At 72.3% G+C, this 21,618-nt stretch carries 21 protein-coding genes and 3 pseudogenes; 14 read left to right on the forward strand and 10 right to left on the reverse strand.

The window, feature by feature from the left end:
- Positions 1-61: 61 nt before the first annotated feature.
- The 6 genes and pseudogenes from cheB (at position 62) to P0R35_RS11930 (ending at position 6,821) form a co-directional block, all read left to right on the forward strand.
- Positions 62-1,102 carry a chemotaxis-specific protein-glutamate methyltransferase CheB gene (cheB, locus tag P0R35_RS11905; RefSeq protein WP_284014623.1) on the forward strand — a complete coding sequence of 347 codons (1,041 nt, stop codon included), beginning with the start codon at positions 62-64 and terminating at the stop codon, positions 1,100-1,102.
- A pseudogene (locus tag P0R35_RS11910) lies at positions 1,099-3,186 on the forward strand (ATP-binding protein); the annotation flags it as partial. The gene cheB and the pseudogene P0R35_RS11910, both read left to right, overlap by 4 nt.
- Before the next feature lie 136 nt (positions 3,187-3,322).
- The gene (locus P0R35_RS11915) at positions 3,323-4,087 is read left to right on the forward strand and encodes a CheR family methyltransferase (RefSeq protein WP_490396514.1); all 765 of its coding nucleotides are present in this window, start codon (positions 3,323-3,325) and stop codon (positions 4,085-4,087) included.
- A gap of 95 nt (positions 4,088-4,182) precedes the next feature.
- Positions 4,183-5,313 (forward strand): annotated as a pseudogene (locus tag P0R35_RS11920) (HEAT repeat domain-containing protein); the annotation flags it as partial.
- A gap of 92 nt (positions 5,314-5,405) precedes the next feature.
- A complete protein-coding gene (locus tag P0R35_RS11925) occupies positions 5,406-6,218 on the forward strand; it encodes a CheF family chemotaxis protein (protein ID WP_284014626.1) in 813 nt (270 codons plus the stop codon).
- Positions 6,219-6,326: 108 nt separating this feature from the next.
- Positions 6,327-6,821: a hypothetical protein gene (locus tag P0R35_RS11930; protein ID WP_284012683.1), complete on the forward strand. Its 495-nt coding sequence runs from the start codon at positions 6,327-6,329 to the stop codon at positions 6,819-6,821.
- Positions 6,822-6,876: 55 nt separating this feature from the next.
- On the opposite strand, the gene P0R35_RS11935 is transcribed toward P0R35_RS11930, so the two are convergent.
- The 3 genes from P0R35_RS11935 to P0R35_RS11945 form a co-directional block, all read right to left on the reverse strand.
- Positions 6,877-7,743 (reverse strand): CheF family chemotaxis protein, encoded by an 867-nt coding sequence (locus P0R35_RS11935; protein ID WP_284012684.1) that lies wholly within the window; start codon positions 7,741-7,743, stop codon positions 6,877-6,879.
- A gap of 97 nt (positions 7,744-7,840) precedes the next feature.
- Complete coding sequence (locus tag P0R35_RS11940; RefSeq protein WP_284012685.1) at positions 7,841-9,040, reverse strand: cation:proton antiporter; 1,200 nt, start codon at positions 9,038-9,040, stop codon at positions 7,841-7,843.
- The gene (locus P0R35_RS11945) at positions 9,040-9,573 is read right to left on the reverse strand and encodes a cation:proton antiporter regulatory subunit (RefSeq protein ID WP_284012686.1); all 534 of its coding nucleotides are present in this window, start codon (positions 9,571-9,573) and stop codon (positions 9,040-9,042) included. The genes P0R35_RS11940 and P0R35_RS11945 overlap by 1 nt, the downstream gene beginning before the upstream one ends.
- Positions 9,574-9,717: 144 nt before the next feature.
- On the opposite strand from P0R35_RS11945, the pseudogene hisA reads away from it, so the two are divergent.
- Positions 9,718-10,439, forward strand: a pseudogene (hisA, locus tag P0R35_RS11950) (1-(5-phosphoribosyl)-5-[(5-phosphoribosylamino)methylideneamino]imidazole-4-carboxamide isomerase).
- 62 nt (positions 10,440-10,501) lie between these two features.
- On the opposite strand, the gene P0R35_RS11955 reads toward hisA, so the two are convergent.
- Positions 10,502-10,669, reverse strand: a complete 168-nt coding sequence (locus P0R35_RS11955; protein WP_284012687.1) for a hypothetical protein — start codon at positions 10,667-10,669, stop codon at positions 10,502-10,504.
- Positions 10,670-10,859: 190 nt separating this feature from the next.
- On the opposite strand from P0R35_RS11955, the gene hisB reads away from it, so the two are divergent.
- The gene (hisB, locus tag P0R35_RS11960) at positions 10,860-11,450 is read left to right on the forward strand and encodes an imidazoleglycerol-phosphate dehydratase HisB (RefSeq protein WP_284012688.1); all 591 of its coding nucleotides are present in this window, start codon (positions 10,860-10,862) and stop codon (positions 11,448-11,450) included.
- A gap of 21 nt (positions 11,451-11,471) precedes the next feature.
- On the opposite strand, the gene P0R35_RS11965 is transcribed toward hisB, so the two are convergent.
- Positions 11,472-11,636: a hypothetical protein gene (locus P0R35_RS11965; RefSeq protein WP_284012689.1), complete on the reverse strand. Its 165-nt coding sequence runs from the start codon at positions 11,634-11,636 to the stop codon at positions 11,472-11,474.
- On the reverse strand, positions 11,636-12,139 hold the full coding sequence (locus P0R35_RS11970; RefSeq protein WP_284012690.1) for a DUF8528 domain-containing protein: 504 nt from the start codon (positions 12,137-12,139) through the stop codon (positions 11,636-11,638). Before P0R35_RS11970 ends, P0R35_RS11965 begins: the two co-directional genes overlap by 1 nt.
- Before the next feature lie 192 nt (positions 12,140-12,331).
- Between P0R35_RS11970 and trpY the strand changes: the two genes are divergently transcribed.
- The 5 genes from trpY (at position 12,332) to P0R35_RS11995 (ending at position 16,379) form a co-directional block, all read left to right on the forward strand.
- On the forward strand, positions 12,332-12,832 hold the full coding sequence (gene trpY, locus P0R35_RS11975) for a TrpY family transcription regulator (protein WP_284012691.1): 501 nt from the start codon (positions 12,332-12,334) through the stop codon (positions 12,830-12,832).
- Between the two features lie 43 nt (positions 12,833-12,875).
- Positions 12,876-13,367, forward strand: a complete 492-nt coding sequence (locus tag P0R35_RS11980) for a hypothetical protein (protein ID WP_284012692.1) — start codon at positions 12,876-12,878, stop codon at positions 13,365-13,367.
- 30 nt (positions 13,368-13,397) lie between these two features.
- Positions 13,398-14,030, forward strand: coding sequence for an IMPACT family protein (locus P0R35_RS11985; protein ID WP_284012693.1), 633 nt, complete (start codon positions 13,398-13,400; stop codon positions 14,028-14,030).
- Between the two features lie 56 nt (positions 14,031-14,086).
- On the forward strand, positions 14,087-16,132 hold the full coding sequence (locus tag P0R35_RS11990; RefSeq protein WP_284012694.1) for a S9 family peptidase: 2,046 nt from the start codon (positions 14,087-14,089) through the stop codon (positions 16,130-16,132).
- 70 nt (positions 16,133-16,202) lie between these two features.
- On the forward strand, positions 16,203-16,379 hold the full coding sequence (locus tag P0R35_RS11995; protein ID WP_284012695.1) for a hypothetical protein: 177 nt from the start codon (positions 16,203-16,205) through the stop codon (positions 16,377-16,379).
- Between the two features lies 1 nt (position 16,380).
- Here the strand turns inward: P0R35_RS11995 and P0R35_RS12000 are convergent, their stop codons facing one another.
- The 3 genes from P0R35_RS12000 to mdh form a co-directional block, all read right to left on the reverse strand.
- The gene (locus P0R35_RS12000; RefSeq protein WP_284012696.1) at positions 16,381-16,584 is read right to left on the reverse strand and encodes a DUF7569 family protein; all 204 of its coding nucleotides are present in this window, start codon (positions 16,582-16,584) and stop codon (positions 16,381-16,383) included.
- A gap of 200 nt (positions 16,585-16,784) precedes the next feature.
- Positions 16,785-17,669, reverse strand: a complete 885-nt coding sequence (locus tag P0R35_RS12005; protein WP_284012697.1) for an NAD-dependent epimerase/dehydratase family protein — start codon at positions 17,667-17,669, stop codon at positions 16,785-16,787.
- Positions 17,670-17,780: 111 nt separating this feature from the next.
- The gene (gene mdh / locus P0R35_RS12010; protein ID WP_284012698.1) at positions 17,781-18,695 is read right to left on the reverse strand and encodes a malate dehydrogenase; all 915 of its coding nucleotides are present in this window, start codon (positions 18,693-18,695) and stop codon (positions 17,781-17,783) included.
- Positions 18,696-18,873: 178 nt separating this feature from the next.
- On the opposite strand from mdh, the gene upp reads away from it, so the two are divergent.
- Entirely contained in the window at positions 18,874-19,551 is a 678-nt protein-coding gene (upp, locus tag P0R35_RS12015) for a uracil phosphoribosyltransferase (RefSeq protein ID WP_284012699.1), read from the forward strand.
- Between the two features lie 200 nt (positions 19,552-19,751).
- On the opposite strand, the gene P0R35_RS12020 is transcribed toward upp, so the two are convergent.
- Positions 19,752-21,485, reverse strand: a complete 1,734-nt coding sequence (locus P0R35_RS12020) for an excinuclease ABC subunit C (protein ID WP_284012701.1) — start codon at positions 21,483-21,485, stop codon at positions 19,752-19,754.
- Positions 21,486-21,618 lie beyond the last annotated feature (133 nt).

Consider the following 21,618-nt stretch of genomic DNA (forward strand, 5'->3'; position numbering starts at 1 on the left):
CTGGGGGTGCGCCGTGAGCGCGCGTGCGCCGCGGACGGTCGTGGTGGACGACTCCCGGTTCATGCGGGGACTCATCGCCGACATCCTGGAGTCCGGCGGCGTGGAGGTCGTCGGGGAGGCCGGCGACGGGCGGGAGGCGCTGTCGGTCGTCGCCGACACGGAGCCGGACGTCGTCACGATGGACGTGGAGATGCCCGAGATGGACGGGATCGAGGCGGTCGAGCGGCTGATGGCGGACACGCCGACGCCGACGCTGATGCTGTCGGCGTACACGGCGGAGGGGGCCGAGGAGACGTTCGAAGCGCTGGACGCGGGCGCGGTCGACTTCTTCGCCAAGCCCGGCGGCGAGGTGTCGATGGGCGTCTCCCGGCTGGAAGAACAGCTCGTCGAGACCGTCCGCTCGGTGGCGCGGGCGGACCTCTCGACGGGGAGCCGGCGCCGGCGGACGGCGGCCGCGGCGGCCGCGAGCGGCGCCGCCCGGAGCGACGCGGGCGGCACCGGCGACGCCGGTCCGGACGTCTCCGTCGAGCCGAACACGACGCTGATCGTCGGCTCCTCGACCGGCGGCCCCGACGCCGTCGAACGCGTGCTCTCGGCGCTCCCGGGCGAGGCGGACCTGCGCGGGGTCGTCGTCCAGCACATGCCCGAGGCGTTCACCGGTCGCTTCGCCGAACGGCTCGACGCCGCCTGCGACCTCTCGGTCAGCGAGGCCGAGGACGGGATGCGGATCGGCCGCGGGGAGCTCGCGGTCGCCCGCGGCGGCCACCACCTGGAGGTGGCGAGCGCCCGCGACGGTCGCCTCCGGCTGAATGTGATCGACGAGGAGCGCGGACAGGGCGTGCGCCCCTCGGTGAACGTGACGATGGAGTCGGCCGCGCGGGTCGTCGACGACCCGCTCGTCGGGGTCGTGCTGACGGGGATGGGCGCCGACGGGAGCGACGGCGTGCGGGCGCTGTCCCGCGCCGGGGCGCGCGTGCTCGCGCAGGACGAGGACACCTGCGTCGTGTACGGGATGCCCAAGCGCGCGGCCGAGACCGGCTGCGTCGACACGGTGCTCCCGTTGGACGACATCGCGGGCGGCATCACGGGTGAGCGGGCGTGAGCGAGGCACACATCCGTGCGTTCGTCCGCGAGTCCGAGGAGGGGATCACGGAGCTGAACAACTCCCTGCTCGCGCTGGAGTCGGACCCGGACGACCCGGCGGCGATGGACGCCATCTTCCGGACCGCCCACACGCTGAAGGGGAACGCCGCGGCGATGGGGTTCGGCGACTTCTCCGGGCTCGCGCACGCGATGGAGGACCTGCTCGACGAGGTGCGCGACGGCGAGATGACGGTGTCGGGCGACCTGATGGACCGGCTGTTCGAGGCGGTCGACCTGCTCGACGCGATGCTCGGCGAGATCGACGAGACGGGCGAGACGACCGTCGACCCGACCGAGGTCGAGGAGGACCTCCGCACGCTCGTCGAGGAGGGCGACGCCGCGCTCGGCGACGACGCGGACGCGACCGCCGACGTCGACGCGGACGCTGACGCGACGACCGACGACGGGGCCGACGGCGCGGCCGACGCGGCACCCGACGCGGTCGACTCCGACGTCGACCACGGCCTCGCGCCCGACGACGACGAGGGCGTCTACCGCGCCCGCGTGACGCTCCGGGAGACGGAGATGCCGGGCATCGACGCGATGTTCGTGCTCGAGGCGGTCGACGAGGCGTTCGGCGGGCTGACGTGCGACCCGCCGCGCGAGACGGTCGAGGCCGGCGAGTTCGAGGGAACCTTCGACCTGTTCGTGACCGGCGAGGCGGGCGCGGCGGTCGCCGCCGGCGTCGAGGCGGTCACGCAGGTCGAGTCGGCCGCCGTGGCCGTCGTCGAGCCGGCCCCCGGCGACGAGGCGGACGGGGCGGAGGCGACCGACGACGGCGCGGCGACGCCGGACGGGGCGGACGAGACGGGCGAGGCGGACGAGACGGACGCGGCGGGTGCGGCCGACGACGCCGCGGACGCCGACGACGGCGAGGAGCCCGCGTCGGCTGGCGCGGCGGCGTCGTCCTCGTCGACCTCCGACAGCATCTCGTCGGTCCGTGTCGACGTGGAGCAGCTCGACGACCTGTACGGGCTCGTCGAGCAGCTCGTCACGAGCCGGATCAAGCTCCGCCGCGAGATGGAGGACGCCGGCATCGACTCGGACAACCTCGACGAGCTGGACAAGATCTCGACGAACCTGCAGGACACGGTGATGGACATGCGGCTCATCCCGCTGTCGGCGGTCGTCGACACGTTCCCGCGGCTCGTGCGCGACCTCGCGCGCGACCAGTCGAAGGACGTGGAGTTCGACATCGACGGGCGGGACATCGAGTTGGACCGCACGATCCTCACGGAGATCCGCGACCCGCTCGTCCACATCCTCCGCAACGCCGTCGACCACGGCATCGAGCCGCCCGAAGCGCGCGAGGCGGCCGGCAAGCCCGAGACGGGGACGATCGAGTTGACCGCCGACCGCGAGCGCGACCACGTCACCATCGTCGTCGAGGACGACGGCGGCGGGATCGACGCGGACGTGCTCCGGGAGAAGGCCGTCGAGAAGGGCGTCAAGAGCCCCGCCGAGGTGGAGGCCATGTCCGACGCCGAGGCGCGCGAACTGATCTTCCACCCCGGGTTCTCGACCAACGACGAGGTCACCGACGTCTCCGGCCGCGGGGTCGGGATGGACGTCGTCCGGACGACGGTGAAGGACCTCGACGGGAGCATCAGCCTCGAGTCGACGCCCGGCGAGGGGTCGCGCTTCGAGATCAAGCTCCCCGTCACGGTGGCCATCGTCCGCGTGATGTTCGTCGAGGTCGACGGCGTCGAGTACGGCGTCCCGATCAAGAACATCGCGGAGGTGAGCCGCGCGGGCGGCATCGACGTGGCCCACGGCGACGAGGTGGTGCGCCACGACGACGACATCTACCCGGTCGTCAGGCTCGGCGAGGTGCTCGGCACGCCCGCGGCCGACCCCGGCGGCGCGGTCGCCGACGGTGGCGAGGACCTGCCCGCCGACGCCGACGCGGACGGGGACGACGGGATGCTCCTCCGGATCCACGAGGAGAAGCGCCCGATCGCGTTGCACTGCGACGACGTGCTCCACCAGGAGGAGGTCGTCGTGAAGCCGCTGGAGGGGATCCTCTCGGGGATCCCGGGGCTGTCGGGGACGGCCGTCCTCGGCGACGGCGACGTGGTGAGCATCCTCGACGTGGAGACGCTCGGGGGGGCGGCGATGAGCCGCGCCGAGCGGGGCGACGAGGGGGCTCCAGCGCGTCATCGACTTCGTCGAGGACGCGGTGCCGTTCGAGCCGGGGTACTACAACGAGGCGTACCTCGGCCGGCGGGTCGCCGCCCGGATGCAGCGCTGCGACACCGACGACCACGCCGCCTACCGGCGGGTGCTCGAACGCGACGACGAGGAGCGCGAGGCGCTGCTGGACGCGCTCACGATCAACGTCACCGGCTTCTTCCGCGACCCGGACGTGTGGGCCGACCTCCGGCCGGTCCTCCGGGAGCTGAGCGAGGAGAACGGCCGGGACGGCGTCGACGTGTGGAGCGCGCCGTGTGCGGACGGGCGCGAGCCGTACTCGCTGTCGATGCTCGTGGCCGACGACGAGGAGGTGAACGAGCGCCGCTTCCGGATCACCGCGATCGACATCAGCGAGGAGGCGCTCGACGCCGCCCGCGCGGGCGTGTACGAGACGACCCGGACGACCGACATCGAGGAGGAGCTGTCGCCGCTGTCGGACCCGACGGCGTACGTCGAACAGGAGGAGAACGTCTTCCGGGTGCGCCGGTCGGTCAAGTCGCGCATCGAGTTCGAGCAGTACGACCTCATCAGCGACGGGCCGAGGACCGACATGGACCTGGTGTTCTGTCGGAACCTGCTCATCTACATCGACACCGCGTACAAGGAGCGGCTGTTCGAGACGCTGCGCGACTCGCTGCGGCCGGGGGGGGGTACCTCGTGCTCGGGAAGACCGAGACGGTGCCCCCCCGGCCTGCGCGACGACTTCGAGCCCGTGGCGAAACGGAGCCGCATCTACCGCTACGAGGGATAATGTCGCTGTACACGCTCGCCCGCGACGGGGACATGGAGCAGCTCACCGACACCGCCAAGAACAGCGACAGCGCGGCGGTGCGCCGGCGGGCCGCGGAGATGCTCGGCGACGTGGGCGACCCCGAGGACGACCGCACCGTCGACGTGCTCATCCACCTCGCACGCGAGGACGACGAGGAGTCGGTGCGCGCGGCGGCGGTCGACGGGCTCGACGACCTCGGCGGCAACGGGCTCCAGCGACTCATCGCCAAGCAGTTCGGCATCGACCCGAACGCCGCCGACTGGGCGGCGATGCGGGCGTTCGCGAAGGTGCTCGGCGGGGCGAGCATCCCCGAGTACCGGATGGCCGCCGCCAACGCGCTCGGGCGGATCGGCGACGGGGACGCCGTCGGCCCGCTGGCGAAGCGGCTCGACGACCCCGACCCGCGGGTGCGCGAGCGCGCCTGTCTCGCGCTCGGCCGCATCGGCGACGGGCGCGCCGTCGGCCGGCTCCGGGCGAAACTCGACGACGACCACCCCGCGGTGAAGGCCGCGGCCGCCGACGCGCTCGGCACCATCGCCAACGGGCAGGCGCTCGCGGCGCTGTTGGACCTGCTGGACGACGAGAACGTCAGTCTCCGGCGGCTGGCGGCGTCGGCGCTGGGCAACGCCAGTTCGGCCAAGCCCGTGCCGAAGCTCGCGGGCGCGCTGGAGGACGAACACGACACGGTGCGCCGGACGGCGGTGTTCTCGATCATCGAACTGCTCGCGAACGCGCCGACCAAGCAGAGCCACGCCGTCCGCGACGCCGTCATCTCGGAGCTACAGGACGCCGACGACGAGACGGTGACGGGGCCGCTCGTGGAGATCCTCGAGGACGCGACGCAGGCGCGCCAGCGGCGCAACGCGGTGTGGTTCCTCGGGCGGGTGACGAGCACGGAGCCGCCCGACCACGTGCTGGACGCGCTCGTCGAGGCGCTCGACGACGACGACAAGATGACCGCCCAGTTCGCGGCGACGAGCATCACGAACCTCGAGGGGTTGCACGTGGAGTCGACGCTCATCGAACTGGTGAAAGACGAGGACGCGAGCGTCGACGCCCGCGCGAAGGCGGCGTACGCCCTCGGCTCCGTGGGCGGCGACCGGGCGCGCGAGACGCTCGACGCGATCACCGACAGCGACGTGGACAAGCAGATCCGGAAACGGGCGTTCGCGTCGCTGTCGAAGCTCGGAGGTGTTAAACAGTGAACGACGCACAGCGGAACGGCGGTGGCGGACAGCAGCCCGGCGGCGGCGAGGAGTACAAGGTCGCGGACACCCGCGGCAAGTTCGCCCAGGCGATGAAGGGCGGGCGCAAGCTCAACGACGTGTCGTGGTCGAACGGCCGGATCATCCTCTCGAACAAGCGCGTCGTCCTCGTCGGCAACGGCGGCAAGCGGACGCTCGCGCTGTCGAACGTCGACGGCATCGGCGGCCGCTACGACGCCAACCAGGAGATCCAGCGCGTCTCCAACTACGTCAGCCTCCGCATCGGCGACGACGTGTTCCTCATCGCCGCCGAGGAGCACGAGGAGTTCCGCACGGACCTGTACCGCGCGTTCCTCGACCGCAAGGTGATCAAGGCCCGTCACCCGGCGATCAAAGGCGGCGTCGTCCAGGACACCGAGTGGGAGCAGGCACGCATCAAGGTGGAGGCCGACGGCATCTCGGTGGCCCAACAGAGCGGCGCGTTCGTCCGGCTCGAACTCGACGACATCGGGACGCTGGAGGAGACCGAGCGGACCGTGATGGACGAGAAGGCGTCGGTCATCGAGGCCGAACACACCGACGACGAGGGGACCAGCGTGCAGACGTACCTCTCGGGCGAGCCGTGGATCGTCGCCGTGGTCAAGTCGTACCTCGGGGAGGGACGCGACCGCAACCGCGGTGCCGTCGAGCTGTCGGAGTCCGAACGCGAGGTGTTGATGGCGCTGTACTCCGGCGTCTCCTCGTTCGAGGTGCCGAACTTCCTCGGGATGAGCGTCGACCGCGTCGAGGAGATCTTCGAGCGCCTCATCGAGGCGGAGGTGCTGGAGGAGGTGCGCACCCGCCGCGAGGTCGCGCTGGAGCCGCGCGGCCGCAACATCGCCAGCGAGGCGATGAACGAACAGTAGTCCGTTCCCGACCGACTCCGCACGACGCACGGCCCGCCGTGGCCCGCCGCCGACGGCGGAGAGCCCCTGAACACAACGGATAAGTACTGGAGTGGAATATAAGAGGTAATGTTCAAATACAAAAGTATCACGGTCGCCGCGCTCGTCGTGTTCTCCGTCCTCGCGGTGTCCGTCGCGCCGGTCGCCGCCCAGTCGGAGGCCGACTCGTGCACCGTCGACCTCGAGGGCATGCAGATGGCCGTCGACACCTACAACGGCAACCTCGACCAACTCCCCGGTCCCCTTCGCGGACAGTTAGCCGGCGAGCGCGTCAACGTCGTGATCACGTCGTCCGACGGCGACTACGAGTACAGCGCCGTGACGAACGGCGACGCGCGGGTGACGAGCTTCTCGGAGGACCTCGTCGAGAACCCGACCCTGCGCGTCGAGACGAGCGAGTCGACCGTCTGTGAGATCCTCGACTCGCAGAACCCCGCCGCCGCCGCGCTCGACGCCTACCGGAACGACGACATCACCGTCGAGGGCGTCGGCGTGACGAAGTCGGTGACGCTGCGCGTCGCCAAGACGCTGTTCGACGTCGGGAGCGCCCTCGGCCTGTTCTGAGGCCGGACACGACGACCCCTTTCTCGGCGACCGCTCCCCGTCGCGAGCCGACGCCTCAGGTGTTGACCGACTCGATCCGCTGGCCCACGACGACGCGGCCCTTCGCCGTGAGTTGGGTCCCCTCGTCGGTGTCGACGAGCAGGTCCTCGTCGATGAGGCCGTTCAACAGCATGGTGAGCCGCTGCGGTTCGATGTCGACCACCTTGTTCAACGAGACGCCCGGTCCGGCCGAGTACGCCGCGACCAGCACCTCCATCTCCTCCTCGCTGGGCTCCAGGTCCTCCAGTTCCGCCTGCACGTCGGCGTAGCGCAGTCTGACGTACCGCCCGAGGACGTTCGTGAGCCGGCCGGACGTCATCCCCACCTCCGAGGTGACGGCGGTGCCGTCCTCGACGTGGCGGAACGAGACGACCGGGTGGCTCCCGTTGCCGAGGTCGCGCTGGGCGCGTTCGACCGAGACGACGTTCGCGAGGTCGACGGTGAAGGCGTCGCCGTCCCCCTCGAAGGTGAGCGCGCCCTGCGTCACGTCGAGGCGCGTCTGCCGGGTGTCGGCGTCGACGACGCGGCCGCCGACCTTCGCCGGGTGGCGCGCGAGCGCCTTGGTGCCGTTGAGCAGCACCTTGAACAGGATCGTCGCGAAGCGGTCGATGTCGGTCCCCTTCCCCTCGATGGCGGCGACCGCCCGCCCCTCGCCCTTCCGGTAGGCGACGGTGACGGTGTCGTTGAAGTAGCCCGCCATCTCCGGGGGGACCTGTCCGATGGTCACGTCGAACACCTTCGACAGCGGGATCGTCTCCTTGTAGCCGTCGGCCGCGAGGACGAGCCGTCGCTGGCTCAGGATGATCCGGCCCCTCGGCGGCTCCCCGTCGACGCCGGGGGCGAAGAACCGACCGACGAAGTCCGCGACGACCGACTCGCTCATAGCTTCGACTCCGAGTCGGGAGACTTGACCGTTTCGCACCCACACTCAGCGATGAAAACCGGGGGCGTCTCGAACCCGGGCGACGGCGCCGGGTGGCTCAGTCCGGGGACAGCCCGACGAGGCGCTCGATCCGCCGCGCCTCGCTCATCGCGACCGTGCCCGCGAACGACAACACGAGCACGTAGCCGACGGCGAACGCCGGGACGACCGACGAGACGAGCGGGTCCGGCGAGGACGTCGCCAGCGCCGCGATGATCAGCGAGAACTCTCCGCGGGGGACGAGCGCGAGGCCGGTCCGCAGCGACCGCCGCGGCGAGAGACCGTACAGCCGGCCGCCGACGGCGCCGCTGAAGACCTTCGTCGGGCCGGAGACGAGCGCCGCGACGAGCACCGGCACCGCGACCGCCGCCACGGCGACGACGTCGGTGTTGAGCCCGACCCACGCGAAGAACACGACCGCGAACGCGTCGCGCAGCGGGGCGATCCGGTCGGCGACGCGGTCGTGCAGCGGGGTGGCGCCGACGCCGACGCCGACGAAGAAGCCCGCGACCGCCTCGCTGGCGCCGACCGACAGCGCCAGCCCCGCGACGACGAGCGCGACCGCGAGCGTCCGCACGACCAGGTCCTCGTCGCTGGTGCCGAGGTACGGCGTGAGCCGCGGGGCGAGCAGTTGGGCCGCGAGCGCGACCGCCCCGAGGAACCCCAGCGCGACGGCGATGCGCGGGAGCGCGTCGACCGGGGAGCCGCCGGCGACGAGCGCGCCCGCGAGCGCGAGGTAGACGGCGACGACGAGGTCCTCCGCGACGAGCACCCCCAGCACCGGCTCGGCCTCGGGGTCGGCGATCCAGCCGAGGTCGACGAGCGACTTGGTGATCACCGCCGACGAGGAGATGTACACGATGCCGCCGACGAGGAACGCCCCGAGCGGGCCCAGCCCGAACAGGAACCCGAGCGCGACGCCGACGGGGAAGTTCACCAGGAGGTCGACGGCCGCGGCGCCCGAGAGCCGGCGGCGGGCGGCGATGAGGCGGTCGATGCTGAACTCCAGCCCGAGGAAGAACAGCAGGAGGACGACCCCGACCTCCGCGAGCGTCGTCAGCTCCGCCGGCTCGACGGTGGGGAGGCCGATCGCGCCCGCCACCGAGGGGCCGGCGACGACGCCGCCGAGCACGTACAGCGGGACGGTCGGGATCCCGACGCGACGACCCAGCGCCGCGACCGCGGCGGCGACGGCGACGACGGCGCCGAGCGCGAGCAGGCCGTTGAGGTCGCCCGCGACGGGCGCTCCCGCCGCCATCAGTTCGGGTCGGCCGCGTCCTCGGTGTCGTCCGCGGCGTCGTCGCCGACGCCGGCGATGAACGTGTCGTGGAACCGTTCGACCTCCTCGCGCGACCCCATGACGACGACGGTGTCGCCGCCGTGGACCCCCGCGCCGGGGTCGGGGTTCGGCACCACGTCGGCGCCGTGCTGGACGGCGATGATCGACGCGCCGGTCCGCTGGCGCACGTCGGCCTCCTCGATGGTCTCGCCCGCCAGTTCGGAGCCGGCGGGCACGTCGTACCACTCGATGAGCGCGTCGCCGCCCAGCATCGTCTCGATGGTGTCGGTCGCGACCGGCTGGAAGTACGCCCCCTCCAGCACGGTGCCGACCGTCCGCGCGAGCTCGTCCGACAGTTCGAACAGTTTCTCGGCGTCGGCGTCGGCGTCGGCGCGGCGGTACACCTCGCGTTTGCCCGTGTTGTGGGTGACGACGACGATCCGCTCGTCGCCGTCCAACTCGATCTCGTGTTTCTTCCCGACGCCCGGCAGGTCGGACTCGTAGACGGTCATTGGTGGGAGGTGACACGGTCGGAGCATAAATACGACGACGGGGCCGCGGTCGGAGCGCCCGCGGAGCGGGTGCCGACGGGCCGGGCGCGAGCCGGCCGACCCGAACGCGAACCACTTACCCCGGATCGCGACCCAGCACCGCGCATGAGCCACTTCCCGGAGTTCGAGGTCGTCCCCGCCGTCGACATGGAGGGGGGCGAGGTCGTCCAGTTGGTGCAGGGCGAGCGCGGCACCGCCACCCGCTACGGCGACCCCGTCGCGGCGGCCGAGCGCTGGGTCGACGAGGGCGCCGAGACGCTCCACCTCGTCGACCTCGACGGCGCGTTCGACGGCGAGCGCGCCAACGCCGCCGCCGTCGACGCGATCCTCGACGCCGTCGACGTGCCGGTCCAACTGGGCGGCGGGATCCGAGCGCCGCCGACGCGGTCGCCCTCCTCGACCGCGGCGTCGACCGCGTGATCCTCGGCACCGCGGCCGTCGAGAACCCCGACGTCGTCGCCGATATCAGCGAGCAGTACCCCGGGAGCGTGATGGTGAGCCTCGACGCGAAGGACGGCGAGGTCGTCGTCTCGGGGTGGACCGAGGGCACCGGCCTCGACCCCGCCGAGGCCGCGGGCCGCTACGAGGAGTTGGGCGCGGGCGCGATCCTGTTCACCGACGTCGACGTGGAGGGCCAACTGGAGGGCGTGAACCGCGGGAGCGTCGAGCGCGTCACCGAGGCCGTCGACATCCCCGTCGTCGCCTCCGGCGGCGTCGCGAGCCTCGACGACGTCCGCGTCCTGCGCGAGGCGGGCGCGGCGGCCGTCGTCGTCGGCACCGCGCTGTACGAGGGGACGTTCACGCTCGCCGAGGCGCAGTCGGTCTGAGCGGACGGCCGCGGCCGACCGCGGTGTGCGGGGCCGCCGGGACGCTCCTGTCGGCCGGACGCTCACCCGCCGTCGGCGTAGCGGATCAGCGAGCGCGAGACGGTCGCGACCGCGAGCGCGGTGCCCGCGGCGGTCAACACGAGGCCGAGCGTCAGGCCCGCCGCGGTCGCCGTCGAGAGGCCGACGGAGCCGCCCCCGAGGGCGACCAGCGCGGGAAAGCCGGTCTTCATGCGATCGACTCCCACGCGCGGCCACTTCAACGCCAGTCGAACGGGCGTCCGACGCCCGGACGACGCCGGCGGCGTCGGGGCCGCCGACGGCGACCGGGTCCGGTCGCGGCGGACGCACGGCCCGGGAGGCTGGGCGCGGCCGACCCCGGAAGCCGGAACGGTCTTGCCGGCCCGTACCCACGCACCGCGCATGAGCGACCGCACGGCGGCCGTCGCGCGCGAGACGGCCGAGACGGACATCGAGGTCACCCTCGCCGTCGACGGCGACGGCGACAGCGAGGTGGAGACGGGCGTCGGCTTCTTCGACCACATGCTGACGGCGTTCGCCAAGCACGGCCTGTTCGACCTGACGGTGCGGTGTGACGGCGACACCCACATCGACGACCACCACACCGTCGAGGACGTCGGCATCGCGCTCGGCGAGGCGTTCGCCGAGGCGCTGGGCGACAAACGCGGCATCCGCCGCTACGCCGACCGGCGCGTCCCGCTGGACGAGGCCGTCGCGGGCGTCGTCGTCGACGTGAGCGGCCGCCCGTACTTCGAGTTCGCCGGCGAGTTCTCGCAGGACGCGGTGGGCGAGATGGCCAGCGACATGGCGCGCCACTTCGCGTACTCGCTGGCGATGAACGCCGGGCTCACGCTCCACACGGAGGTCGAGACCGGCGTGAACGCCCACCACGAGGTCGAGGCGCTGTTCAAGGCGCTCGCGCGGGCGCTCGACGACGCGACCCGGCTCGACGAGCGCCGCAGCGACACCCCGAGCACGAAGGGGGACCTGTAGCCCGCCGGCGGTCGGGGCGCCTCAGCCCTTCACCAGCTTCCCGCCGTTCTCCGCGAGGATCCCGCGCTCGACCGCGTAGTCGAAGATCTCGGCCACCTCGTCGTCCTCCAGATCGTACGCGCCGGCCGCGAACTCCGCCACCTCCGCGCGGTCGACGGGGAACTCGCGGTTGTTGAGGAAGCGCATCACCTTCCGGAAGTTCGGCGGCTCCTCGCGGGCCGCCGTCCCGGCGTCCGCGTCCGCCGCGTCTCCCGCGGCATCCGCTGGGCCGGCGTCCGATTCGTCTCCTCCGAGGTCGCGTCGGCTTCCTCCGAAGTCGCGTCGTCGCCGTCGGGCGCCGCGTCGGGGTCGCCGTCGGGCGCGCTCGGCGTCGGCGGCGGGGCGTGGCCGGCCGCGTCGACCGCGAGGTCGGGGTCGTCGTCGCCCTCGTCGATGCCGTCCTCGCTCGGCGGCGCCTCGGGCGGCGCGTGCCCCGCGGTGGCGTCGGCGAAGGAGGGGTCGACGCCGCCCTCGTCGCTCGCCCCGAGCCGGTCGAGCAGCGGGGTGAGCACGCCGTCGAGCGTCTCGCGACAGCCCGCACAGAGGACGACCCGAACCTGTTCGTCGGGCGTCGGGTCCAGTTCCGTCGGCAGCACCTCGTAGGCCCCCGCCGCCGGCTCGCCGCAGAAGTCGCAGTCGAGTTCGCGCACAGCAGTCGCCTCGGGTGGGGGCGACAAGGGCGTTGTGGGGGCGGCCCGTCCCTGGACGACCCCGGTCGACGCGCCGACGACGGCGCGAGCGGCCCCGGCGCGGTCCGGCGTCGGAGGCGTCCCGGCCGCTGCGGCGACCCGATCCGCCGACTCCGAACAGTTATGCCCGCAGGTGGGCGACGACGAACACGGATGTTCGACGAGATCATGGGGAAGTTCGAGGGCTCCCCGGGACAGCAGGCGGTCGTGCGGCTGCTCCTCGAGCGGGGGTTCTCCGTGAACGACGACGGGCGCGTCGTCTCGGGCGGCATCGAGATCCCCGACACCGGCATCGCCCGCGAGGCGGGCGTCGACCGCCGGGTGGTCGACGCGACGACGACGGCGATCCGCGACGACGAGGAACTGCGGCGGATCTTCGCCAACATCACCGCGGTGCCGAGCCTGATGGACCTGGCGCCGGTGCTCGACCTCACGGTGCTCACCGTCGAGGTGGGCGACCCCGACGCCTCCGGCATCGTCGCCGAGATCACCGGGATGCTCGCGGAGGCGGACCTCTCGCTGCGGCAGGTGCTGTCGGACGACCCCGAGTTCGCCGACGAGCCGAAACTGTACCTGATCACCGACGAGGCGCTTCCGGGCGACCTCCTCGTGTCGATCCGGGCGCTCCCGTACGTGCGCAGCGTCGAGTTCTGACCGAGACCGACGCCGCTTTCACCGCGAGTCGCCGAAGACGGGTATGGACGACCGAACCGCCAGCGTACTGCGCGTGCTCGCCGTGCAGGCGGCGCTCGTCTCGGCGGCGATCCACCTGATCGAGGGGCTCCCCCGCCTCCTCGTGTACCTCCCGATCGGCTCGTTCGCGGACCCGCGCCCGTACCTGTTCGTCCCGTCGGCGCTGCTGCTCGTCGGGCTCGCGACCCTGATCGTCCGCGGCGCCCGGCACCGACGCCTCTACTCGCTGACGGCCGGCATCCTGCTCGCGTACTCGGCCGGCTACGCGTGGTGGCACCTCACCGACCACGGCGGCCTCGTGCCGAGCCACGAGGTGACGAACCCGGTCGGCGAGGTACTCGCACACCTCGCGAGCGACCCGATCGCGCTGGTCGCGTTCGTCGCACAGGGCGTCGGCGCGGCCTGCCTGTTGGCGCTGTTCGTCGCCGACCCGGACCTCCCGGCGAACGCCGGGGACGCCCCCGACGCCGCGACCGCCGCGGCGGGCGACGAGTAACCCTTTCACGCCGCGTCCGGAACGACGACCATGGCGAACCCGGAGCCGTACCGCACCGTCGCCGAGCGCGCGACCGCCGAGTTCACCGTGCAGGGGTCGCGGTTCCTCGGGCACGTCGCCCCGGTCGACACCGTCGCCGAGGCGGAGGCGGTCGTCGACGAGGTGCGCGCCGAGTTCGACGACGCGACCCACAACGTCCCCGCCTACCGCGTCCCCGCCGGCGACGCCGGGTCGCGGTCGCCCGGCGAGGTGCTGCTCCGCGAGTACGCCAGCGACGACGGGGAGCCGACCGGCTCGGCGGGGAAGCCGGCGCTGAACGTGCTCCAACAACGGGAGATCCGCAACGTCGTCGCGGTCGTCACGCGCTACTACGGCGGCACGAACCTCGGCGTCGGGGGACTCGCCCGGGCGTACTCCCGGGCCGTGAAGGAGGGGGTCGACGCCGCCGGCGTCGTCGAGGAGGCGCCCCACGAGCGGGTGGTCCTCACGGCCACGTACGACGACTCCGGCACCGTCCGGGGCATCCTCGAGTCGGCGGGGGTGGAGTTCGAGGCCGACTACGACGCCGAGGTGTCGTTCGTGGCGCGGGTGCCGGTCGCCGACGCCGCCGGGCTTCGCGACCGCCTGCGCTCGGCGACGAGCGGGCGAGTGGGGATCGAATAGCCCGCGTCCGATTCCGGGTTCCGAACGTACTTGCCTCGCCACTCCGAGGCCGGCGTATGGACACGATTCAGGCGAGCGACGTCCACGACATCGCCAAGCCGAGCGACCCGCGGGTCGCGCCGGACGGCGAGCACGTGGCGTTCGTTCGCCGCGAGCCCGACGGCGACGATTCCTACGAGTCGACGGTGTACCTCGCGCCGACCGACGGGAGCGACGTGGCGCGACGGCTGACGCTCGCGGAGGGGAGCGACGCGGAGCCGCGCTTCTCGCCGTCGGGCGACCGGCTGGCGTTCACCTCCACGCGCGGGGAGGACGACGACACCCAGCAGCTGTGGCTGCTCCCGCTCGACGGCGTCGGCGGCGAGGCCGAGCAGGTGACCGAGGTGGTCGGCGGCGTCAACGCGATCACGTGGAGCCCGGACGGCACCCGCATCGCGTTCCTCCAGTCGGTCACCGCCGACGACCGCGAGGCCGAGCGCGACCTCGAAGTCCCGGACGACTACGAGCCCGAGGAGCCGGACCCGCGCGTCATCGACCGGACGGTGTACCGCACCGGCACGAGCTACTTCGACGGGAAGCGCCCGCAGGTGTACCTCCTCGACGTGGAGTCGGGCGACCTCGAACGGGTGACCGACGGCGACCACGACCACGGCGCGCCCGCGTGGGGCGACGACGAGACGCTGTACTTCACCGCCCAGAAGGCCGGCGAGGACCCCGACGACAACTACGACATCGACGTGGTCGCCTACGACACCGAGTCGGGCGACACGGAGGACGTCCTCCGCACCACCGGCTGGGGCGCCTCGCTGGCGGTCACCGAGGACCACCGGATCGCGTACACGTACACCGAGGCCGAGCAGGCGAGCATCCAGCCGACCGAACTCCACGTGTACGACCGTGCGGCCGACGAGACGGCCGACCTGACGGCGGAGCTCGACCGCGGGCTCGGCTACGAGGCCGCCCCCCAGTGGGGCCCCGACGAGGAGCGTGTCCACTTCACGACCCCCGACGAGGGCGCGACGAGCCTCTGGTCGGCGCCCGGCGACGCGAGCGCCGCGCCCGAGCGCGAGTACCGCGGCGGCTCGGTCGACGGCGCCCACGTCGCCGACGGCGTCACGGCGGTCACGAAGAGCGAGTGGGACCACCCCGGGGACCTGTTCGTGCTCGACGGGAGCGAGGAGCGCCGGCTCACCGACCTCAACGGCGAGTACCTCGACTCGGTCGCGGTGTCGGAGCCGGAGCCGCTCGCGTTCGAGTCCGCGCAGGGCCCCGTCGAGGGGTGGGTGTTGACGCCGCCGGACTTCGACGCCGACGAGCAGTACCCGCTGGCGGTCGAGGTGCACGGCGGCCCGCACGCGATGTGGACGACCAGCGGGACGATGTGGCACGAGTTCCAGACGCTCGCGGCGCGCGGCTACGTCGTCTTCTGGTCGAACCCGCGCGGCTCGACGGGCTTCGGCGAGGAGTTCATGCGGGCCATCGAGCGCGACTGGGGCGACGTGACCCTCACGGACGTGATGGCGGGTGTCGAAGAGGTGGCGGACAGGGACTACGTCGACGAGACGAACGTGTTCCTCACCGGCGGCTCCTTCGGCGGCTACATGACCTCGTGGGCGGTCGGCCAGTCGGACTACTTCCGCGCGGCGGTCTCCCAGCGCGGCGTGTACGACTTCACCGGCTTCTACGGCTCGACCGACGGGGCGTACAAGCTCGTCGAGGGCGACTACGACACGACGCCGTGGGAGGAACCGGAGTTCCTCTGGGAGCACTCGCCGGTCGCCCACGCCGACGAGGTGGAGACGCCGACGCTCGTGCTCCACTCGGACCGCGACTACCGGACCCCGGACAACACGGCGGAGCTGTTCCACCGGATCCTCAGGAAACACGGCGTCGACACCCGACTCGTGCGCTACCCGCGCGAGGGCCACGAGCTGTCGCGCTCGGGCGAACCGGCCCACATCGTCGACCGCATCGAGCGCATCGTCCGCTGGTTCGACGGCTACTCCGAACACCACGACGCCGAGCGCGCGCTCGACCGGCCGGCCGACGACGGGCTGAGCGCCGGCGGCGACGGCGAGAGCGACGACGACGCCGAGGAGTAGTCGCCTCGGCCGGTCGGCGGCGACGCGCCCGGCGACCGCTTTTTGCGGCGGCGGCACGTACCCGCTCGTGATGAGCGACACCACCGACTGCGCGTACTGCGGCTGCGATGTGACCGTCCACGACCCGGTGTACGTCCGCGAGGGCGGGGAGTCGAGCGAGACGCCGTACTGCAACTACGGCTGTCTGGCCGCGCACGTCGAGGAGGAGGGGCTCGCCGTCGGGACCACCTGCTCGGTCGAGCTGTGACTCAGTCGACGATGATGTCGTTCTCCCCGTCGATCGTCACGTCCGGGTCGGACTGCATCTCCCGCTCGTAGCGGTCGATCCAGTCGGCGAAACAGCCGGGACACAGGCGCTGTTCGTCGACGGTCGAGCGGTCGACCGACAGCCGGACCGTCCGGGCGAGCGCGTCCTCGACCGCCGAGCCGCAGGCGTCACACGAGTCGGACATACCCACGGCTGTGCGAGCCACCCGTTTAGTCGTTGCCACGGAGCCGTCACCGAGCCGGCGGCTCGGCGACGGCGGCGGGCGAGGCGAACAGGCGCCGAACCGTGCCGCGACGGGCGTGGCGCGCTCCCGCGGACCCGTCGCGGCCGTCGTCAGGTCACGGGCCGTGTGGTCCCGGCATCCGGGGTGAACCTTCGCCGCGGTCAGCCCCACAGCTCCGGCCCGGGCACGTCCGCGTCGGCGGCCGTCCGCCAGTCGTGGGTCGGCGTCCAGTCGAACAGCTCCCCCGCCTTCGCCGTCGACAGCGCGGACTGCTCGCCGTCGAGGTGGCAGTCGTCGGGGAGGCGACCGAAGTGCTCCGCGACCGCGTCCGCCGTCGGCCGACCGAGGTAGTTCTCGGCGGCGGCGGCGTGGACCGGCTCGTGGCCCGCGGGCGGGTCCGCGACCGCGCGGGCGACGAGGGCGGCCACGTCGCGCACGTCGACGTACGACCAGCAGTTGCCGGCGCCGTCGGCGAGGTCGTCGAGCGTCAGACAGGTGTACTCGCCGGGGTACTGGATCCACGACGGACGCACCGAGGTGACGGGGACGCCGTGGCGGCGGTGGACCATGTCGGCCACCTCCTCGGCGACGACCTTGCCCGTGCCGTACGGGTCCTCCGGGCGCGTGGGGTGGCTCTCCGTGATCGGGAGTTCCTCGGGGAGCGGAGTGGTCTCGGCGAAGGCGAGCCCGTAGGCGCTCTCGCTGGACGCCTGGACGACGGTCGCGTCGGCACGGCCGGCGGCGACGAGGACGTTGTACGCGCCGGCGACGTTGTCGTGGAACACGCGGCTGCCGGCGTGGCGCGTCGGCGACGGGTATGCGGCCCAGTGGACGACGGCGTCGGGGTCGAGCGCGCCGACGAGGTCGAACGCCTCTCCGGGGTCGGTGAGGTCGGCGGCGCGGAAGTCGACGGTCGGGGCGGCGTCCACCTCGTAGCCCGGGTGATCGAGGTCGACGCAGACGACGTCGTGGTCGGCGGCGAGGCGGTCGACGATCCAGCGGCCGGAGCGGCCGAGGCCGCCGGTGACGAGTACGGTGGAGTCCACACGCTCGGCGTCGGCCGGGGGCGACAAAAACGGGGGCGGTGCCCCGGCGCGCGGGCGGGGACCGGGCGGAGAGCGGCCGCGGGCGGGGGGCGCGGGGACGGCGGTGGTCGCCTACGCGATCTTGTCGTACTGCGTGGAGAGCTTCTCGGCCGCCTCGTCCATGAGGTCTGCCTCGTAGTCGTCGAGGTCCCACTCGACGACCTCCTCGACGCCGTTCGAGCCGAGCTTCACCGGGACGCCGAAGGCGGTGTCCTCGTAGCCGAACTCGCCCTGCAGCGCGACGGAGCCGGGGAGCACCTCGCCGGTGTCGCGGACGACGGCCTCGACCATGTGGGCGACGCCCGTCGCCGGGCCCCACTCGGTCGCGCCCTTCCGGGAGATGACGTCCATCGCGGACTCCTGCAGGTCGCCGAGGATCTCCTCCTTCTCGTCGGCGGTGAACGCGGGGTCGGTGCCGTCGACGCGGACCTTCGAGAACACGGGCACCTGCGCGTCGCCGTGCTCGCCGAGGATCGTCGCCTCGACGTTCTTCACGGGCGCGTCGAAGCGCTCGGAGAGGACGTAGCGGAAGCGCGCGGAGTCGAGGCGCCCGCCGAAGCCGATCACCTTCTCGCGGGCGCGCTCGCCGCTCTCGTACAGGTGGCGGTTGAGCAGGTCGACCGGGTTCGACGTGGTGATCGACACGAAGTCGTCGTTGTACTCGCGCAGCGACTCGCCGATGTCCTCCATGATCGGCGCGTTGTCGCCCGCCAGGTCGATCCGGGTCTGGCCCTCCTTGCGCGGGATGCCCGCCGTGATGACGACGACGTCGGAGCCCTCGGTGGCCTCGTAGCCGCCCTGCCGGATCCGCGTGTTGGAGTCGTACGCGACCCCGTGGTTGGTGTCGGCCGCCTGGCCGATCGTCGTCTCTTCCATGTCCGGGATGTCGACGAACACGAGTTCGTCCGCGATGTCGCGCAGGGCGATGTTGTACCCCGCCGCGGCGCCGACCGTCCCCGCCGCACCGATCACACTGACTTTCGTCATACCACGTGAATCGCCGACCGAGCCGCCACTAAACGTTTCGAAACGCGCGATAGCGGGGTACTGAACGACGAAGCGCGATTCGACGTTCGTCGAATCCGCGGCGTCGGCGAGGGCGGACGGTGCGCCGCGCGCGACCCAACGGGATTATGCCCGGCCGCACGGCAACGTTCGGACAACGATGGCCATCGAGAAGCGAGGCGACGCGCACCTCATCACGCACGCGCTGGCGAAGGACACCCTCTCGCGGCTGCGCGACGTGGAGACCGAGCAGGTGGCGTTCCGCAAGGGGCTGGTGAAGCTGGGCCGCATCTGCGGCTACGAGATCATCGACGGCGCGATGGAGACGGAGTTCGTCTCCATCGAGACGCCGCTGGCGGAGACGACCGGCGAGCGCGTGAAGGGGCTCGACAACGTCGTCATCATCAACGTGCTCCGGGCGGCGACGCCGTTCGTCGAGGGACTGTTGAAGGCGTTCCCGCGCGCGAAGCAGGGCGTCATCTCCGCCGGCCGCAACGAGGAAGCCGGCATGGACGACGACGGCACGTTCCCCATCGAGATCGACTACACGAAGCTCCCCGACATCACCGCCGAGGACACCGTCATCGTCGCCGACCCGATGCTCGCGACCGGGTCGACCATGTGTGCGGTGCTCGACCACGTCGTCTCGAACAACCCCGAGCCCGAGGACCTGTTCGTGCTCTCGGCGGTGTCGGCGCCCGACGGCCTCACTCGCGTCGGCGAAGCGGTGCCCGCGGCCGACCTCCTCACCGTTGCCATCGACGACGAACTGAACGAGGAGGGGTTCATCGTCCCCGGTCTCGGCGACGCGGGCGACCGCGCGTTCCGGACGAAGTAGCGCCGCCCCACCGCGACCGGGGGCCACGTTTCCGGCTACAGCCACACCGCGCCCGACCACACCTTCTCGTGCGATAGCGAGGCCACGCCCTCGCGTGACGTAGTCGCCGCCGTCGGAGCACTCGGCGGGTGCGTGATCCACCTCCGGCGGCGCTACGGAGGATCACCTGTCAGCAACGGACACACCGCGGTGGGGCACCGCTACAGCCGCGCTTGCAGTTCGCTCGCCGTCTTCCGTCCGACGCCGGGCACGTCCAGCAGGTCGTCCTCGCTGGCCGCGCGGACGTTCTCCACGGAGCCGAACCGACGGAGGAGCCGCCGGCGCGTCTCCGGACCGATCCCGGGCACGTCGTCGAGGACCGTCGACACGTCGTCGCGGAGCGTCTGGTGGTACTGGACGGCGAAGCGGTGCGCCTCGTCGCGCACGCGCTGGAGCAGGTGGAGGTGCGGCGCGTCGTCGTCCCACCGGCGGACGCCGTCGGGGGTGATCACCAGTTCCTCCTCCTTCGCCAGCGCCACGACCGGGACGTCCCACCCCACCGCCGCGAGCGCGTCGCGGGCGGCGCCCAGTTGGCCGTCGCCGCCGTCGATCAACAGGAGGTCCGGGTCGGGACGGTCGTCGCGCCCCTCGACGGCGCGCTCGCCGCGCCAGCGGACGAGCTCGCGCATGTTGGCGTAGTCGTCGTTGCGGTCGGTGAGCTTCTTCCGGCGATAGTCGGCCTTCTCCGCGCTCCCGCCGACGAAGCACACGTTCGAGCCGACGACCTGTTTCCCCTGCGCGTGGCTCACGTCGAACCCCTCGATGCGCTCCGGGCGGTCGATACCGAGCGCGTCCGCGAGCGCCGCCAGTTCGTCGCCGCGGGTCGGGCCGCTGCGGGCGTTCTTCAGGGCGAGTTCGACGAGCTTCGCCTCGCGGCCGGCGCCGGGGACGCGGACGGCGACGCCCTCCGCCTCCAGCCACGCGAGGACGTCCTCGTCGGCCGGGCGCTCGGAGAGGAGGACCGCGTCGGGCAGTTCGCGCTCGGCGTAGTACTGGACGAGGAACGCCGCGAGCACCTCGGCGACGCGGTCCGCGGCGTCGGGGGCGTCCAGCGAGTGGCGCGACCGGTCGACCAGTTGCCCGCGCTCGCTGTGGAGGCGGGCGACGACCGCCGAGTCCCCCTCGACGGCCGCGCCGAGCACGTCGACGGCGCGCTCGTCCGACCGGTCGGCGACGGCCTCCTCGCCGGCGCCGTGGAACGACTCGACGGCCGCCAACCGGTCGCGGAGGTTCGCGGCGCGCTCGAACTCCTGGCGTTGGGCGGCCGCCTCCATCTCGCGGCGGAGCGGGTCGGCGAGCGCACCCGTCTCGCCCTCGAAGAAGCGGACCGCCGAGGCGACGTCCTCGCGGTACGCGTCGGGGGCGATCTCCCCGGTACAGGGCGCCGAGCACAGCCCCATCTCGTAGTCGAGACAGGGGCGGGCGCGGCCCTCGTACTTGTGGTCCGAGCAGCCCCGGAGGCCGTACGTCTCGCGGACCGCCTTGACCACGGTGTCGACGCGGCCGCGGTCGGTGAACGGGCCGAACACCGTCGCCGCCTCGTCGGGGTCGCGGGTGACCTCGATCCGCGGCACCTCGTGGTCCGTGAGTTGGACCAGCGGGTACGACTTGTCGTCCTTGAGGCGGACGTTGAAGCGGGGGTTGAGCCGCTTGATCAGGTTCGCCTCCAGCAACAGCGCCTGCGTCTCCGTGTCGGTGACGGCGAAGTCGAGCGCGTCCGCACGGTCGACCATCCGTGCGACCCGCGCCGACCGGGGGTCGGCGTACGACGGCACCCGATCGCGCAGGTCGACCGCCTTCCCGACGTACAACACGGTGTCGCCGTCAAGGAACTGGTACACCCCCGGCTCGCGGGGCAGGTCGGCGGCGCGCTCCCGGACCGCGCTCGCGTCCATCGGCGATCGGTGGGCGCTCCGCGGGTTTGAGGCTGACGCGTGAGACGGCGTTCGCCCTCGCGTGCCCGCCTGTCGGTACCAGTTCGCACGGTATGTCGACGGAGTGGAATTATTCGATTTGAAAACCGGCGGG

This window comes from Halobaculum litoreum, from assembly GCF_030127125.1.
GTDB classification, from domain to species: Archaea; Halobacteriota; Halobacteria; order Halobacteriales; family Haloferacaceae; genus Halobaculum; species Halobaculum litoreum.